15 protein-coding genes and 1 tRNA gene are annotated in these 16,042 nt (G+C 48.7%); 8 read left to right on the forward strand and 8 right to left on the reverse strand.

The genetic code is table 11. The features are described 5' to 3' along the window. The first annotated feature begins 109 nt into the window (after positions 1-109). The 3 genes from MWU64_RS05010 to MWU64_RS05020 all read left to right on the forward strand — a co-directional run bounded on the left by MWU64_RS05010 (position 110) and on the right by MWU64_RS05020 (position 3,106). A complete protein-coding gene (locus tag MWU64_RS05010; protein ID WP_247061985.1) occupies positions 110-730 on the forward strand; it encodes a class I SAM-dependent methyltransferase in 621 nt (206 codons plus the stop codon). Positions 731-842: 112 nt separating this feature from the next. Beyond that, positions 843-929: transfer RNA gene (locus MWU64_RS05015), tRNA-Leu, on the forward strand. Between the two features lie 134 nt (positions 930-1,063). Further along, positions 1,064-3,106: an NERD domain-containing protein gene (locus MWU64_RS05020; protein WP_133297155.1), complete on the forward strand. Its 2,043-nt coding sequence runs from the start codon at positions 1,064-1,066 to the stop codon at positions 3,104-3,106. 44 nt (positions 3,107-3,150) lie between these two features. Here the strand turns inward: MWU64_RS05020 and MWU64_RS05025 are convergent, their stop codons facing one another. The 8 genes from MWU64_RS05025 to MWU64_RS05060 all read right to left on the reverse strand — a co-directional run bounded on the left by MWU64_RS05025 (position 3,151) and on the right by MWU64_RS05060 (position 10,809). Next, positions 3,151-4,914: a replication endonuclease gene (locus MWU64_RS05025; RefSeq protein ID WP_165823611.1), complete on the reverse strand. Its 1,764-nt coding sequence runs from the start codon at positions 4,912-4,914 to the stop codon at positions 3,151-3,153. 217 nt (positions 4,915-5,131) lie between these two features. Further along, complete coding sequence (locus MWU64_RS05030; RefSeq protein ID WP_114333752.1) at positions 5,132-5,329, reverse strand: helix-turn-helix domain-containing protein; 198 nt, start codon at positions 5,327-5,329, stop codon at positions 5,132-5,134. Between the two features lie 118 nt (positions 5,330-5,447). Continuing rightward, complete coding sequence (locus MWU64_RS05035) at positions 5,448-6,326, reverse strand: hypothetical protein (RefSeq protein WP_247061988.1); 879 nt, start codon at positions 6,324-6,326, stop codon at positions 5,448-5,450. 68 nt (positions 6,327-6,394) lie between these two features. After that, positions 6,395-7,252 (reverse strand): OST-HTH/LOTUS domain-containing protein, encoded by an 858-nt coding sequence (locus MWU64_RS05040; protein ID WP_114333754.1) that lies wholly within the window; start codon positions 7,250-7,252, stop codon positions 6,395-6,397. A 75-nt stretch (positions 7,253-7,327) separates the two neighbouring features. Then, complete coding sequence (locus tag MWU64_RS05045; protein WP_114333755.1) at positions 7,328-8,533, reverse strand: tyrosine-type recombinase/integrase; 1,206 nt, start codon at positions 8,531-8,533, stop codon at positions 7,328-7,330. Between the two features lie 8 nt (positions 8,534-8,541). Beyond that, positions 8,542-9,555, reverse strand: a complete 1,014-nt coding sequence (locus tag MWU64_RS05050) for an HIT domain-containing protein (RefSeq protein ID WP_247061990.1) — start codon at positions 9,553-9,555, stop codon at positions 8,542-8,544. A gap of 290 nt (positions 9,556-9,845) precedes the next feature. Further along, positions 9,846-10,508 (reverse strand): integron integrase, encoded by a 663-nt coding sequence (locus tag MWU64_RS05055; protein ID WP_247061992.1) that lies wholly within the window; start codon positions 10,506-10,508, stop codon positions 9,846-9,848. After that, on the reverse strand, positions 10,462-10,809 hold the full coding sequence (locus tag MWU64_RS05060; RefSeq protein ID WP_247061994.1) for a site-specific integrase: 348 nt from the start codon (positions 10,807-10,809) through the stop codon (positions 10,462-10,464). Before MWU64_RS05060 ends, MWU64_RS05055 begins: the two co-directional genes overlap by 47 nt. A 733-nt stretch (positions 10,810-11,542) precedes the next feature. Between MWU64_RS05060 and MWU64_RS05065 the strand changes: the two genes are divergently transcribed. From MWU64_RS05065 to MWU64_RS05085, 5 genes are all read left to right on the forward strand, one after another. Then, a complete protein-coding gene (locus MWU64_RS05065) occupies positions 11,543-12,325 on the forward strand; it encodes a hypothetical protein (protein ID WP_247061996.1) in 783 nt (260 codons plus the stop codon). Between the two features lie 84 nt (positions 12,326-12,409). Further along, positions 12,410-12,928 carry a hypothetical protein gene (locus MWU64_RS05070; protein WP_023012169.1) on the forward strand — a complete coding sequence of 173 codons (519 nt, stop codon included), beginning with the start codon at positions 12,410-12,412 and terminating at the stop codon, positions 12,926-12,928. A gap of 77 nt (positions 12,929-13,005) precedes the next feature. Next, positions 13,006-14,186, forward strand: a protein-coding gene (locus MWU64_RS05075) for an IS3 family transposase (RefSeq protein ID WP_247061998.1) whose coding sequence is annotated in 2 segments (ribosomal slippage) — positions 13,006-13,302 and positions 13,305-14,186 — 1,179 coding nt in all. Because the reading frame shifts where the segments join, the coding sequence is not laid out codon by codon here. 162 nt (positions 14,187-14,348) lie between these two features. Next, positions 14,349-15,521 (forward strand): ATP-binding protein, encoded by a 1,173-nt coding sequence (locus MWU64_RS05080; RefSeq protein ID WP_247061999.1) that lies wholly within the window; start codon positions 14,349-14,351, stop codon positions 15,519-15,521. Between the two features lie 115 nt (positions 15,522-15,636). Continuing rightward, positions 15,637-15,978 carry a GNAT family N-acetyltransferase gene (locus MWU64_RS05085; RefSeq protein WP_247062001.1) on the forward strand — a complete coding sequence of 114 codons (342 nt, stop codon included), beginning with the start codon at positions 15,637-15,639 and terminating at the stop codon, positions 15,976-15,978. Positions 15,979-16,042 lie beyond the last annotated feature (64 nt).

Consider the following 16,042-nt stretch of genomic DNA (forward strand, 5'->3'; position numbering starts at 1 on the left):
TTACCAGCGGTTACGGTAATGCTAACGCGATCATACCAGAGAAACGCGAGACAATTTGTCGCACTCTTGACATATCACAACAACAAATCGAGCCAACTATGGTGAACCAATGAGTTTTTACGAAAATCGCATCCTGCCTCACATCATCGACAAAGCCTGTTCTATGGGGCAGGTGATGAAGCTTCGTAGCCAGGTGGTTCCCCGTGCAAAAGGCCGTGTTTTGGAAGTTGGCATGGGCTCTGGCATCAACCTCGAATTCTACGATCCGGACCGTGTCGAAATGGTGTACGGCCTGGAACCGTCTGAAGGAATGCGCCGCAAAGCCCAGGCAAACCTCAACCGCTCGTCTATCAAGGTAGAATGGTTAGACCTTCCTGGCGAGAAAATACCTTTAGAAAATGACACCGTAGACACCATTTTGCTGACATTCACCCTGTGCACCATCCCGGATTGGCAAGCCGCTTTGGAACAAATGACGCGGGTACTCAAACCCGGTGGGGAACTGCTATTCCTGGAACACGGAGAATCTCCTGATAAACGTACCTGCAAATGGCAGCATCGGATCACCCCGGGTTGGAAGAAATTTGCAGGAGGCTGCCACCTGAACCGCAACATCACCGAATTGCTCAAGCAGGGCGGCTTCGAAATTCAAGAGCTAGAGAACCTGTACATTCCCAACGCGCCGAAAATTGCGGGCTACATCTACAAGGGCATCGCGATAAAGCCCTAAATTTAGTCAATTTGTTCGCAAAATAAACAGCTTGGACAGGAAGTTAAAGATCGGAATTGCGTTAGGCAACGGAGCCTTATACAATCTCGGCCTTCAGATTTTTCCCTCCTATGCCCGGATGGTGAAATTGGTAGACACAAGAGACTTAAAATCTCTCGGCCGTAAGGCCGTGCCGGTTCGATTCCGGCTCCGGGCACCATTAAAAACAATATCTTAGAATTTTTCTCCTGCCTTCTTTTAAGTGCATCTTGTTTCGTGTAGACGCTATGTAGACACCAACCGCTTCGTTGTGGCAGGCTCTATATGCCTATGGTTGCTCAGGGAAGTGAAAAGATGGAATTTATAGAAGCTCTTCAATCGCCGAAGATTAAAATCAAACATCCAACGCAACGAGGGTTCAAACTCGCCACTTGGAAAAAGCACGAGCTCGAATACGAATTCCATCAACGGCAATCTCAGGCAGCCCATTCGTTCGGAACTATTCTTTTCCAGACACTCGAATTGTTACGAGATTGGTTGACCGAACTTGATAGACGAAAACCCGCGTCACTGAATAACGGGGTATTGAGAAGGCATTTCGTGAGTTTGAGCAATCGACACAGAAAGGCCTTCGCTCAGCAAATGCAACAGCGTTTTGACGAATTTTCGGCATCGAATCAAACCGACGACGTCATAATAAATAACCTGTCAGGCCTACCTGGAGCCGCGATCGGGCCCGAGGATTCTAATAACGGCCATCTCACTATCACTGATAGTGCGCATCAAATGGTAGACAATTTCCGACTTATATTAGGCAGCCTGCTTGCACGTAGAAAAGTCGATAAATGTGAAGAAAGTTTTGAGCCACTCGACGAAATGGAATGGCTTCATTTTCAAGAAATGGGCTCTGCCCTATATGACTTGCTGGAATCTTATTGGCATTTAGTTGTATATGAGGAAAACATTCCCCTTTACGACACCTCAAAGAATCTTCTATTACTTAATCCAGTATTTAATGAACTTAATGTAGCAAAAACTGTTTCTTTGATGAGGATGGAAAATCATAGAGCAGCAGTTTCGGCGATTACAGGATCTTTTGTTAAAAACCGCCAAGCTTCAATGGATTACAAGTTCCCTATCGAGGCGGAAAAGTCCAAAGGTGTATCATATCGCGCAGTCCAGTTGAAAGATCAAGATTTCGAATTGCAGGGAATTTATGCTAGCGCCAAAAATGATATTGGTGACATCAAGGACTCTATTTCAGAGAGTGTTTGCTCAAAAGAGTCTTCTGAGCTTGGGTTTTCTCTAAGTGATGTTTTCGACGTATTCTTATCGTTGAGGATTTTTTCGGCATGGAAGTATGGAACGTTAAGTAACAATACGTCTTACTTCAAAAAAGGTGATTTGTCGAGATTTAATTTTGAAGTTGATATAGGAAAACTTGCACAGGTAGTTTCGACATGTGTTGGATTCCCGAAAAATAAGACCAAGAAAATTCTCGAATTTCTGCACTTCGATTTTGGTAGTGACTACGACTTATGGTCCAATCCATTCATCAAAAAGAATGACAGTAAGAGCTTCGTCCTTATTGCGCCTTTTATGGAGGCTGTTCTTAGTAGGAACGCAGAATTTTGGCTTCGCCAGTTAAATATATCTCTTAGTAATAAAGGTGATGGATTCGAGGAATACATAAGAAATAGAATTAATAAATCAATTGAGAATTCCCCACTTTCTGCGACAAGCTTCCAGGTGCCTGAAAAGATGATTAGGTTTTCTGGTCAGTTTGAGGAAATTGACTCGTTAGTTCTTATCGGCAACAGGGCGTTGGTAATCGAGATCAAGAATATTGTGGCAGTTGATAGCCCGGTTTCGTTTGGAACTGCTTCTAGGAGAATTAAGGAAGGAGTAGAGCAGGCCAAAAGAAAGAGTGAATTCATAAAAAATAACAGGCATGAATTTGTTTCTAGATATAATCTAGATATTGAGGCGGATGAACTTGAAACCGTACCGCTCGTTTTCGTAAGTAATTTTATTTGTGCTGGCTGCGTTATAGATGGGGTTTCCATCACAGACCAGTTAATTTTTGAGGCTTTTTTTATTAAGAAAGGACTAATTCCAATCCTTTCCCATGATGCTGGGACCTCAATTTCTCATAAAGTTGAGGTTGAGATTTACAAGTCTTCTTCAGATGCGCAGGACAAAATAGAGAAATACCTATCAAATCCGCCTCAGCTCCGCTTGATGAAGGATGCGCTTTTTTGTGCTTATTATGAATCTTCAATACAAATAATTCCTGGTTCAAAGGCCGTTCTGCGTCGGTTAGAAGTTAGTCAAGAGCATGAGTTAAATACTATTTTGAACACCGATTTCGGTTTTCCGCTTATAGTAAATAAGTAGATCATAGGCTTAGTGAATGAGTTTAGAGCTGATAAGTTGGCCTACTATCGCCGGCTCGATGCCGTACAGTTATTGACAGAACTCCAAGGTGGCGGATGAACCTCACCACTCAGCTTCTCCCAGGTATACGCGGTGTCCTCGGGCAATGCGGCGATTTCCGCTTCTGTAGGTTCCCGGACCTGGGTTAGTTGCTGAAGGCGATCCAGCCAGGAGGAACCGGGATTAATCTCGGACTCTGCCTTCTTCGGTCGCTTGATCTCCCATCGCAGCGTTCGCGTGATCCAATATCGGCCTTGAGCAAACAGGCCAAACAGCTTGCCTTTAGCCGGTTCGCCGTACTGATTAACTGGGCTATCCAGGTACTCGCCTGTATCCTGATCAAACTCTAGCCATTTTGCTGTTTTAATGGGCTGATCCGCTCGTTTGGCACACGGGCCATTCATCGCCTCGATAAAACCCGCCCAATCGCTTTTGTCCGCTGCTTGTCGGGCTTTCTCTACAACCTCGTCATCGGCATGATCCAAGCGACGTAACTCACGCCAGACGGTTACAGGTGGCCCGCCGAGTTGTTGAAACTGACGGATTCCATGGATACTGGCCCAGGCGCGGACACGTGCAGCAACATCTTTAGTCAGGTTGCCATACCAGTCTTCGGCATCCTCGCCGTTTTCCTGAAACTCGCCGTCGATGTTCTTGCAGATGTACTTAACGATGTAGCCGGTTGCTGACCCTCGGTCATAATCAATATCAACCGCCTCGAACCGGGCTTCTTGTGCTCCCGGTTCGTCGCCGTCTTCCTCCAAGGCATAGTCCCGCATGATTTCAACCATGCGCGCTTTGTGTTTGGGTTCAACGAACAGCATCAGGTGCCAATGCGGGGTTCCGTCATGGTGGGGTTCTACGATCCTTAACCCATAGGTTCGGATTTCGTCTCGGTCTAGCTGGGCTCGAATGCGCGCCCACACCGAATTCAAGTAACTCTGGGCTTCGCTGGGTGTCGATCCGTTATATTTGGGGTTCGGTTGACCACTTATTTTGACGGGGTGGTATTTGCTGGGTGTGGTTAAGGTCAGGAATACCCCAGCATCGCCCATGTCTTGGGCGATCTTCTCAAAGCCGGACGCACGAACGATTAGCTCTGATCGGCGAACATATGGATTGCTAACCGACAGCGCTGACAGTTCCGCGAGGGTGTATTCCTGGCACTGATCGTTAACCGCGATCATTTCTTCAAGCAGGGAACGGTTGCGGGTTAGCTGTTCCTGATGGAGTTTTAACCCCCAATCGGATACATAAACGCCCTTTTGCTTGGAAACGAGGCCATACTCACGGGCTACGTTGTCCAATACCCGTTTCTGTTCTTTCCGAATAAGGCGGCGCCACCACCTTTCACATTTTGTTCGTTCGATGCACCCTTTGTCCGTGTGGCTGTTTGGGAGGTTAAATGCGTAACGATCTAACAGTCTGGCGATGGCTCGCAGCGCTTCTTTCGTGTCTTTGATTCGCACGCTGGTTTCGCCGCAGGCTTTTGCCTTGGTTCTAGCAAAGTCCTTTAGCTCGGTATCGTCTATGGTGAACTTCAGATCCCGTCGTTGTAGTTTTGATTCCAGATCCTCCAAGGCCATTTCCAACGCAATGCACCCCCGATCCTGACCTATTAGGTACAGGTGGGGTTCGAGCTTAGGGAATACCCTAGGGAACCGTTTACGGAACCGGGTTACCGCTTGTCGGGTTTGGCGCGTGCCGATGGTGTATAACCGGCCCTTGGTTCGATAGAACGCAAATTGCCTTTGGTCTGAGGGTGTCATGCAACCCCCAGAACATAACGTGTACCTGCCCATAATAGGGCAGGGGTAGGGGCTGGTGAACCTGCTGATTGTTGGGGGTGTACCCTATAAGGTACAGGGAGGGTCGTTAACGAACTAACGGATGCTCGTTGTCCGTTAACGAACCTGTGAGGAAAAACTCTCCGTAACGGTCGGTTGACGGTAGTTCGATCCGTTAACGTTATGATCACCTCGGCCATTAGGCCACCTGAGAGGTTGAGTGACGTATCTGGCGCTCGATGTAACTCTCAAGATCCGATAGACGGTAACGAACTGCCCGGCTGCCAACTTTGACAAACGGGACTCGGGCACCGGCCCACCTATCTCTTTCAAGAAAGGCTTTGCTGACACCTAGAAGCTCCGCGGCTTCTTTAGTTGTGAAAAGTGCTTTGTTCATTGCGTGTCTCCAACAGAGTTTGTTGCTGTCGGAGACACATTGACGTTAAGCGGGGAAAGTAAATATTCCCGTCTGGTTCAGACGGGGAGTTTCTGACGCTAGACGGGGAGTTTTAGTTTTAGCTTGATCGGGGTCTGCCGCCTTTCTTGCTTCCCGCTGGTCTTGGATCTAGGTCCTTAATCCAATCCCTTAAGGTGTCGGGTTTCGTATAGTAACGCCCACCGCCAAAACGTCGGATTGCCTCATGCTTGCAGATATCGGCAATACTGAGGTTCGGGGACGCCTTCCAGAGTTCCTGGGCGATTTCCCGGCATAAAACGCGATGCTTTTGCTTGTCGGCAAGCTTGGACCAAAATTTGTCGATCTGGTCCTGTTTGATTCGCCCTGGCAGCATATCCTTTTCATCGTCACCGGTTTGGCCAGTCAGTTTGTTCTGATGCTCCTGACGCTCAATCTCGGTAAACCAGAAAGAAGGAAGTGGAAGCTTGAGGATTTCGCACAGGTCGCAAACACTGTTCTTGTTGATATGTACCCGCTCCAGCGTTTGTCGCTCAAAAATGCGGTTCTTAAAGCATTGAGGGAAATCTTTCGTTGCGGTCGCATGTCGCCTCAACCATCTCTCCGAGAACTCCTGATACCGTTCCCAGCGCTCATCGTCGGTCAAAGGGTTCTCTGGATCTTCATAAATCATCGAGACAGTGACGGTCTTGGGCTCTCCAGTTTTTTCATCGATCTCTTCGTGCGTTGTTTCTTCAGTGACGGATGATTCGAAATCAACGTAGTGTTCGAAATCGACAAGGGTTTTTTCATCCTTCAAGACGATTCCGTTCTCATTGCAAACCTGAATATCGTGCCGGTATTGCATTCGTGTAACCGTCCGGAGCATATCCTGAACAGGCAGGGGTAGAGCGCTCGGATCCGAATTATTTGGATCCTGATCGTACCACCGATGGGCGACTTCCCAGATGCTTAGGTGGTCAATGTCGGAATGCAGCATCGAATTGTCCTTGAGGTTCGAAGATGTTAGCAGCTTGGCTAGGTCCAAACTGAAGTTGAAGGTTGGAGTCACCGGCTCCTAAAAAACGTGATGGAAGTTGCGGCTTGCCCTCGTTCCCGGCGAATATCAAAGAGATCCGAGGTATGGAGCAGGTTTCGCCAACTGACGCATCCGTGTGCCTTGGGAGTAAGGTCAGGGTTTCGACTCTTAATAACTTCAATGGCGAGCGTCAGGTCCGTCCACCCGTCTTTACCAAGCGTGGATTCTGCGCGCTTCAATTCCTCGACGACACGGGCGCTGGGCCAGTCAATATTTTCTCCGGGGATAAAACCTAACTTGATCCATGCATCGAACTGCGGCGAGAGGAGGAAACCCTTCAGCGCGGACATACCTCTTACCCTCGCTTGGTCCCAACTTTGGAGCCGTTCCATATGAGACTTGAGCATTTGTCGCACGGTTTCAAGGTGGTCGATAGCCTGCAGACAGGAATCTTGATCGTCCAAAGGAAAGCGCTGAAGGAAATGATGCACCAGCTCATTTCTCGTTTCGACCAGGTAGGTCAAATCATCAAGTAACGTCTGATAGTCGTCTTCGCCTGCGACAATGCTATATGTTGTCTTAAAATGAACTGCATCCGTCGGAAGTGCCGAATCGTCTATTTCCGATTCCGACTCATTGCCAGTCTCGGACGATATATGACTACCGGTAAAGTCGCTTATCAACTGACCAAGGGTCTTAGTGCTGTAATGGGATTGTCGCTTATGGAGATTTGTTTGCCAGGTCTTGGGGGTACCTTCCATCTCCAACACTGAAAGAAACCCTTTCATTCCAAGTTCGTATTTTTGCAGGTTCAGCACACACCGGCCTAGCGTCTCGAAGACTTGCGTTCTGAGTTCTTCAGTTGTTTTGTCGCACTCATCAGACATAATGTCTTCTCGCCTTCCGTTGGTTGTATCTCTATCCGTTTGGTCCGAGTTCATCAGGGAGCTGCGACTACGAATTTAGGATTGAGTATGATCGTCCAATTTGAACTGAGCTTCAAAAAAGTCCGTTATTTTTTGCATGGGTCCTCGTAGACGTTCGACATCGAAGATGATGTAGCCATCTGTGACATCGTTCGGGTCTTTGTGGTTCATGAGCCGTTTGAGGGCGTATGCCGGAATATCGAGCCGTTCGGCGGCCGTAATAAAGGTGCGCCGTAAATCGTGCATAGTGAACGTCACACCCGAAAGTTCGCACACACGCTTGATCGCGGTGCGGGGCTCTGAGAGGTGTCCACGCTCTGCGTCGCTGGGAAACACAAAAGGGCTCTCCTGGACTTCATGACGGCGCTTTAAAAGCGCTTCGATAGCGTCACTGAAAGGCAGGCGATGGACCCGCCCGTTCTTGGTATCGGTAATAGTCAGAGTCTTTTCTTTGAAGTCCACCTGGTCCCAAGTCAGGGTTGCCGCCTCGGTGCGACGGAGGCCGGTGAGCAGCGCCAAATGCAGGTAATCCCGCGTGGTTTGCGTGTTCAACTGCATCGTTGCGTCGTGCCAGGCTTTGAGCTGGTGATCTTTGATGAGGCTCTGGCGCCGTTCGACCTTGTACCAGGCGCGTTGGTGGCTCAGGACATCGACCGGGTTCGCGACCAGAAAGGGTTTACCGGAAGCATCCTGGTAACGTTGCAGAGCATGATTGAATACCGCACGTAGAATCCGCATCCCGTTGTCGGCCCGCGCCGGGCTGCGTTGACCGTATTCCGCATGGCGACTCAGCACCATATCTCGGCTGATATCCTTGAGCGCCTTGCTCTGCCAGTCTTTGAACATCTCACGCATGGAGCGTTGATAGTCGTTCAGAGTGTTGGGCTTGAGATTCTTTCGTGTCGCGAGGTAGTCCTGAAAGGCATCTTGTAAAGTGATCCGTTGGACACGCTGCTCCTGAGCTTCTCGAATCGGGTTCACGCCGGTGGCCACTTTGCCTAGAAATTTCATGGCCTCTTTCTTGGCCTGTTCGACAGTGAGGTTACCGTAGCGGCCTAGAGTGATACGTTTGACCTTCCCGTCCACACGTTTCTCAACGATAAAGGATTTAACGCCACCACTCGTCACTCTTAGACCAAATCCCGGAATTGCTGTGTCGCGGTAGAACGCCTGACGGCCCTTACCATCAGGCATTGCTAAGGGAATATCGACTTTATCGACAAAGCTTTTGGTGATTCTCATGTCGCGCCTCAGTAGTCAGCTTTATCCGGGAATACCTTCCGGACGCCACCTCTAGGATTCTCTTGATCTCCGTCGCGGCGGGGAATCAAGTGCACGTGAGCGTGAAACACCGACTGGCCCGCGCTGGCTCCGGCGTTGGTGCCCATATTAAAGCCAGTGATGTTGGCGTCTTCCGCCATTAGGGCTTCTCGCTGATCCCGGAGTAGGTGGTTGATGCCGTTCAGCTCGGCGGGGTTCAAATCAAAATAGGTTTCGGCGTGCCGTTTAGGGATCGCGAGGCAGTGCCCCTGCGATACCGGGAAGTTATCTTTCAATAGCAGCGCCAATTCGTTCTCAGCTAGCACCTCAATTTGATTCCCGGCAGGATCGCAGAACAAACAGTCCGGCTGCCGGTGGGCGTATTGCTCTGGCCACTGGCGGAAATCGGTGTCGTCCCGGTCCCGTTTCATGGCGTTGCAGGAGTAACAGAGCGCCTGAAGGTTGTGTGGGACGTTGGTGCCGCCGTGATTCACGGGAATGATGTGATCCACTTCCAGGGCTTTATCCGATGCCGGGATACCGCAGAGCTGACACCGAAATTCCGCCGCCTTAAGGGTGTCGTAACGTAAAGAGCCGGGGATCTCGTCGCGGGAATGATCTCGATGAGCAAAGATTGCCGCTTTACCTCGTTTTTCGACGTATTCAGCGAGCCTAATCTCGCACTGGAGCTGAAGCCTCTTGCGTTCGGACGGGGAGAGCTCGTCATACCCTCTGAGGAAAAATCGATTGGAGCCTTTTGGTCCCTTCTCTATCACACCGTGTTTGGCGAGCACCTGGCCCGGCATCTTTTTCACAATGTCTCTGTAATATCGAAGCTGGGAGTCATCGTGTAACAAGATCGACTCGGCAATGTCTTCGGCAGAGGCTTCGCCTTGATGTTCGAGCAAGTACGCGAGCATCACCGGCTGGTAGATGTGTGACATCGACATACCCGAGTCGATGAAGGATTGGAGACGGTCAAACGTCGTTTTAACGTGATCCACTAGCAGTTCCCTCTGAGTCTCTTGCGTCTTCATGTAGACGCCATGTAGACAAAATCGATCAAATTCTAGCGGATCTCTTCAAACAACCGCAAACATAAGTTTTCAAGGATACCGATTAAGTGGTTGTTTTTAAATTGATAATAAGGTTTATTCAAATTTGTTCAAAGAAGGGCGCTAATAACTTAAAATCTCTCGGCCGTAAGGCCGTGCCGGTTCGATTCCGGCTCCGGGCACCATTAAAATCAAGCATTTAAAGATTCCTTCGATTCAGAATACTTCCTTGGTCGTTTTCACTCTTGCAAACGATCAAATGGACTCACCGTTCCTGCACGTTTATCGCCAATGACGTGCGTGTAGATTTCGGTCGTGCGAATGTCGCTATGGCCGAGAATCTCCTGAACTGTCCGGATATCGCTTCCCGATCGCAATAACTCTGTTGCAAAGGCATGCCGGAAGGTATGCGCCGTTACTCTCTTCGTAATCCCACTAGACTGAACGGCTTGTCGTAACTGTCTGGAATACGTTGAGTGATGAAGGTGGTGCCGGCAAACGTATCCAGCAATGGGATGAAGGCAACGCGTTGAAGAAGGAAAGAGGTACTGCCACCCGAAGTCTTTCATCGCTGGTCCATACTTCTTATGCAGTGAACTCGGAACTGATGTGAGCCCGAATCCATCGGCGATATCGGACTGATGTACCTCCCGGGCATGGACGACCTGGCGTTTAACGCTCTCTCTGAGATTGCCCGGTAGGAGTGTGTATCGATCCTTGCGGCCCTTCCGGTTAAACACCAGTAAGTTCCGGCTTTTCAGGTCGAGATCCTTGATGCGCAGCGAAAGTGCTTCGTTGATTCTCAAACCGCAACCATACAGGAGAGCGGTGATGAGCCAATATTCAGCTTCCAGATTACCAAGAATCGATGCAACTTCTTCGGGGTTGAGAACAGTCGGCATTCGCCGAGGTGTTTTGGTACATCTTGTACTGAAGGTTTTCGATCTCCCGTTTCAACACGTTCTTGTAGACGAAAATGATTGCGCACAGTGCCTGGTTTTGGGTGCCTGGGCTAACTCCGCGATTGACGGCCAGGTGATTCAGAAAGCGCTCAATTTCGTAATTTCCCATTATTTCCGGGTGTTTCTTGTCATTGAACAGAATGAACTGGCGAACCCAGTAGAGATAGGACTTCTCGGTTCGGTAGCTGTACTGTTTTGTTCTGATCTCTGTGCGAATCGATTCCAGAAACGGTGATTTCACTATAATCGCCCTCCTTGGTCAAATAACTGTATATGTGTACAGTTATAATTAAAAAACCTCAAAAATGCTAAATTTTTTGCGGTTTAATTTGCACAATGCTGCACTTTTTTCACAGAGCACCTATGTAGGTGACTGTTTAAGAAGCGGAATTTTTAGACCCTCTGGATTTAACTTGCAAAAACGTGCACGCTAAACCCGCGTGCAAACTTTTGACAGAGGCGAGGCTGGTTGCGACCGCAAAACTAGACTTGTAAAACGATGAAAAAGAACGATTATTGGAGCTGTGACGCAGTTTTAAATGAGGTGGTGGGTTTGCGGTTTAATAAGAATTCAAACTAATAAGCAGTTAATTTCATAAGCATGGAGGAGTAATGGCTAAGAAAGCTAAATGGTCTGACAAGCCTTCGATTTGTCCTCAATGCAAAACGTCCCTGCCACGGAAGATGAGAAATCTAGCTTCCCATTTTCAGGCAGAGCATGGTCGCCAACCCACTCAAGGTGAGCAGACGCAGTTTAAAGCGTATTGGCCATCAAAGAATCCGTATTCCGAAACAGATTTTCAGAAGCCAGGCAACGAGGTATCTGGTGGTGGAGTTTCACCTCGCTAAAAATTAACAAGGCGCATCAGTACGCGGCCGATGGCCGCCGGACGCCCTTTACATTGCGGCTGCGCCTCCATTACAAGGGCGCCGCTGTGCTTCGGCGTTAAACATTTCCTGACTGTGGAAGATAGATGAGTTTCGAAACTTTTGAGTACATCAACAAGAACCTAATCGATCAATATTTCTCTCAGGTTCCTGCTAAATACAAGAAACCGGGAAAAAATACTGTCTCGGGTTTAGCTCTTGGTATGAATGGACCTACGGTTTCATGGCAGTCAGAGAACAATAACTCAGAGATCGACGACTACTTCAAATTGCGCGCAATTAACAACTATCTGGAAAAAGAAAACTTGCTCGTGCGGTTTCGTCCCGTAGAGCTTTTTGACGATTGGGGTGCAAACTCAGAGGCTGTATTGGAATGCCGAAACAAAAAGTTAGTACTTGAGAAATTCAAGGCCAAGAAAGTAATCATACCCACAGGAGATAAATTTCCATTTCCAGATATACCCTTTTTGATTATCTGGGTTTCTGACCCAGATCCTAGTTTATATTCAGATGAGGAGTTTGTGTGGAAGGGGACATTCCTCTATCTGATACAGGCTATTTACGACAACAACAAATATAGCATAGTCATGTCCGGCGTTTCGGCTCTTCAAGCCTTGGCCAATATAACTACAGGTCAAAAATTTTTCGAAAGGCCAAAAGGTCAAGGTGAGCCACTCGGTAGGTGGAACTATCAACACCCGATCGAAAAGCTCGTTGAGTTGGGTGGAATTGTGTCAGAAGAGAAAAATTTGATCAGCCTTTACAAGAAACGGTATATCACTGACGAGCAATGTTATGAGTACAAAGGCCAAGAGCGTCGTGTGAATGACTTGCTGGCATACCCACTGTGGATAAAGGAGAATGTTTAACAAGACGCGCCACGCGGATGCCCTTTACTCCGCTCCGCTCTGTAAAGGTCACCGGTGCGCTTCGCGTTAGCACAAAGGATGTTTATGGACGTTACCCCGGAAGAAGTTGAAGACTTTGTCAACGGGCAATTCGCGCAGAAATTGTGCGATGCAACCGCTTGGTTTGGGCATGCGAGAGCACTGATTGCTTCCGCACGAATCTCAAAGGAATCAGCGGCAGTACTGATAAGCCACACTGAAAAATCTGAACTCGAGAATGTCTGCTCGTTTCTCTATGGCCTAGCTTTAGAGAATTTATTCAAGGCTATATGGATTCACAGGAAATTTGGCTCCCCCTGGGAGGAAGATTGGCTGCCGCAGACAAAATTTCCCAAAGAGATTCAGACTCACGACCTAAAGAAGCTTGCTGAAAAAGTTGATCCTAAGCTTGTCGAAAAATATGACTTTTCACTAGAACTGCTAACCGAAGCGGTAACTTGGGCAGGAAGGTACCCTTGCGGTCTCAAAGCAGGCGCAGGAGCTTATGTCAGATATTCTCAGGTGCATGACCATGCGGAAGAAATTTATGCGAAATACCGCAGGTTTTTCACCATATCGCGCTAACCATTCGCTCAAGTGCGTTCTGGACTTCCCCCGATGTAGTGGACACGCATCGATAACTCCGCAGGAGGAGCAAAACGATGCCGGAAATGATCACGGGGAAGAAAACCCAGCAGTACAGCACTGAGTTCAAAGTCAAAGCGGTGGAGTGGAGTCACCAGGCCCACCGCAGCGTCAAAAGCGTTGCCGAAGCGCTGGATATTCACCCCTTCATGCTGTCACGCTGGCGAAAGGAATACCGTGAAGGAAAGTTCGCCATGAAACGGGTCAAGAAGGCGCCAGCAGACGCCAAAAAGAAAATACAGGAACAGGATGAGATTGCCCGCCTGAAACGCCGAGTATCGGAGCTTCAGGAGGAAAACGATATCCTAAAAAAGTTTCAACGTTTTCAGGCCGAGGAACGACGGAAGCGTTCCGGTTCGTCTGGAAACACCGACGGGAATACAGCGTAAAAGCGCTGTGTCGGCACTTGAAGGTGTCGCGATCCGGTTACTACGCCTGGGCAAACCGGAAGCCTGGTCAGAGAGCCACTGAGAACGCCGCGCTGCTGTTGAAGATCCGTCGTGTTTACGACGGTAGCAAGGGGCGCTATGGCAGTCCCAGGGTCTATCAGGCCCTGCGCCGGGAAGGCGAACAGGTTGGCGAGAATCGTGTGGCGCGCCTGATGCAGGAATGGGGCATGAAAGCGCGAGTGATGCGAGTGTATCGCCGAATGAGCAAGCGCCGTGACGAACTCAAAGCCCTTCCCAATCACCGCTTGAGCGTTGAAAAGTCTGTTGCGGTGAATCAGCAATGGAGCAGTGACGTTACCTACATCAAGCTGGGTCGAAAATACGTGTTCCTGGCGGTTGTTCTGGACCTGTTCTCGCGCCGGATTATCAGTTGGCGATTGGATGAGAGCCTGAATGCGGCACTGGCCAAAGGTGCCTTGAGAGAGGCCTTTGCAGCAAGGCAGCCGAAAGCGGGTTTGTTGTTCCACACCGATCGTGGCACGGAATATCGGGCTCAGAAAACACAGGCATTTCTGAACCAAAACAGCGTGCGCCACAGCATGAATCGACCGGGACAATGCACAGACAAAACTGAGGTCGAATCCTTCTTCAAAACCTTGAAGGGAGAATTGCTGCATGCGACCAGCTTTGTGACGATGCGGCAGTTACGGAAACATATAAAAGACTATATAGAGTGCTTTTATAACAGCCAACGGCTGCACAGTGGCCTTGGTTACCGGACTCCGATAGAGTTCGAGGGAATTAACTGATGGGGCGTGTCCATTTTATTGGGGGAAGTCCACGGCCGATGGCCGCCGGACGCCCTTTTCATTGCGGCTTCGCCTCCATTGCAAGGGCGCCGCTAAGCTAAGCGTTCGAACGTCCTGATTTGTAGGGTAATGTGATTTTAGAGGCACCTTGGATGGTAAGATATGAATAAGGATCTTTTCGAAAATCTAATCTATGAAGAAGAGAGCACGACGCTAGATTTTAAAAGTCAGCAATACCGGTTCTCCAAGGAAAGCGAAGAAGTAAAATCTGAGCTATTGAAGGACATTATTGGGTTTGCTAATGCTTGGCGGCGCTCTGACTCATACATATTGATTGGCGTAAAAGAAGTTCGTGGTGGTCGGGGAGAGGTTGTTGGTATCGATAACTCCGAGCATCTAGATGATCATGCCCTTCAGCAGTTCGTTAATAATTTAACAAATCGACCGGTTCGATTTCACTATGAAGCTTTCGAATTCGAGGGTGTACAGGTTGGGATCATAAAGATAGAACAGCAGATCCGTCCAATTTATCTAAAGCGAAATTATGGGCGCCTATTAAAAGAGACGGTTTACGTTCGTCGTGGCAGTTCAACTGACCCGACGAAACCCGCATCGTTGGATGAGATAGCTCAAATGGGATCTGCTTCCCAAGAACCGTCTTGCGAGTTGGTTGTTGAATTCGCAGATACAGAACGGGAAGTACCTCTCGGCAGGAGCATTTCTTGGGAGGCTGAAAATTGCGCTATGCCCAACGAGAGCGCAATTCCAGATTTGCGTCCACCGGAGCCAAGCGACCCATTTGGCCTGGGATTAACATTTGTATCAAGCGTGCAACACCTAGAAGTTAACTCTAACTATTATAGAGAGTTAGCGCATTATGAGTTTGTGCATCGATTATTTAGACCAGTTCGCTTCGTCATAAAAAATAGCGGTGAAGTGGCTGCTCGCAATGTTCAAATCGATTTGAGGGTGCCCGGGAACATCGGAGTTGTGATAATTGATGGTTCCGATGTACCTTCACGCCCAAGCCAAAAAGATAGTCCATTTTGGATGTCTCATCCAAATACAATGTTAGATATTAACCGTCACGCTCCCGGTTCAATTACGATTTCTGAAAAGGATGAATATTGTATCGAAATTGAGTGCGGAGATTTGCAGCCAGGTCGTAAAGTCTGGTCAGACACAATTTACGTCGGTTCCAGAGAGACTCGAGACATCACACTTCAAGGTACTGTCTTCGCAGACAATCTCCCGAAGCCGAGCCAAGTCGAGCTATATGTTGATACTGCGATTGAAGAAACGTCACTCAGCCTAACTGAGTTACTATCGATGTAACGTGGTAATTTTCCGAATTGGTCTCACTCGTTGTCGAACAAGAGGCTGTTGTCGGACGCCCCTACGCTGCGCTCCGGCACGCCGCAAAGCCAAGCGTTAATTGCCAAGGAGAGGTATGACTATCAGTTTCAAGGTGAATCACCCCATTACCACCGATCAATTCATCGGTTTGCTGGAAAGTTCGACCCTCGGGGAGCGTCGGCCGACCCATGACCGAGCATGTATGGAGGGGATTGTTTCCAACTCCAATCTCGTCGTAAGCGCATGGGATGGTGATTTGTTGGTGGGCATCGCTCGCAGCGTTACGGATTTTCACTATGCCTGCTACCTGTCAGATTTGGCGGTTCATCAGAGCTACCAAAGATCAGGAATAGGCAAACGATTACAGTCATTAACCCAGGATCAACTGGGGCCGCTCTGCAAATTGGTAATCCCCCCGAAAAACAGCGGTGTTTAAAAGTAGAATTTTCCGTAAGCTACACGCAGGGAGATTCTGCATGAAGAAGTCACGTTTTTCCGAC

This window comes from Marinobacter sp. S0848L (genome assembly GCF_023016065.1).
Taxonomy (GTDB): Bacteria; Pseudomonadota; Gammaproteobacteria; order Pseudomonadales; family Oleiphilaceae; genus Marinobacter.

What these genes read in the sequence shown, in the direction of transcription:
- MWU64_RS05045 (WP_114333755.1), bottom strand. Translation starts at nt 8,533, where the DNA reads ATGAGAATCACCAAAAGCTTTGTCGATAAAGTCGATATTCCCTTAGCA.
- MWU64_RS05030 (WP_114333752.1), bottom strand. Translation starts at nt 5,329, where the DNA reads ATGAACAAAGCACTTTTCACAACTAAAGAAGCCGCGGAGCTTCTAGGT.
- MWU64_RS05020 (WP_133297155.1), top strand. Translation starts at nt 1,064, where the DNA reads ATGGAATTTATAGAAGCTCTTCAATCGCCGAAGATTAAAATCAAACAT.
- MWU64_RS05035 (WP_247061988.1), bottom strand. Translation starts at nt 6,326, where the DNA reads ATGCTGCATTCCGACATTGACCACCTAAGCATCTGGGAAGTCGCCCAT.
- MWU64_RS05070 (WP_023012169.1), top strand. Translation starts at nt 12,410, where the DNA reads ATGGACGTTACCCCGGAAGAAGTTGAAGACTTTGTCAACGGGCAATTC.
- MWU64_RS05025 (WP_165823611.1), bottom strand. Translation starts at nt 4,914, where the DNA reads ATGACACCCTCAGACCAAAGGCAATTTGCGTTCTATCGAACCAAGGGC.
- MWU64_RS05080 (WP_247061999.1), top strand. Translation starts at nt 14,349, where the DNA reads ATGAATAAGGATCTTTTCGAAAATCTAATCTATGAAGAAGAGAGCACG.
- MWU64_RS05065 (WP_247061996.1), top strand. Translation starts at nt 11,543, where the DNA reads ATGAGTTTCGAAACTTTTGAGTACATCAACAAGAACCTAATCGATCAA.
- MWU64_RS05010 (WP_247061985.1), top strand. Translation starts at nt 110, where the DNA reads ATGAGTTTTTACGAAAATCGCATCCTGCCTCACATCATCGACAAAGCC.
- MWU64_RS05040 (WP_114333754.1), bottom strand. Translation starts at nt 7,252, where the DNA reads ATGTCTGATGAGTGCGACAAAACAACTGAAGAACTCAGAACGCAAGTC.
- MWU64_RS05055 (WP_247061992.1), bottom strand. Translation starts at nt 10,508, where the DNA reads ATGCCGACTGTTCTCAACCCCGAAGAAGTTGCATCGATTCTTGGTAAT.
- MWU64_RS05085 (WP_247062001.1), top strand. Translation starts at nt 15,637, where the DNA reads ATGACTATCAGTTTCAAGGTGAATCACCCCATTACCACCGATCAATTC.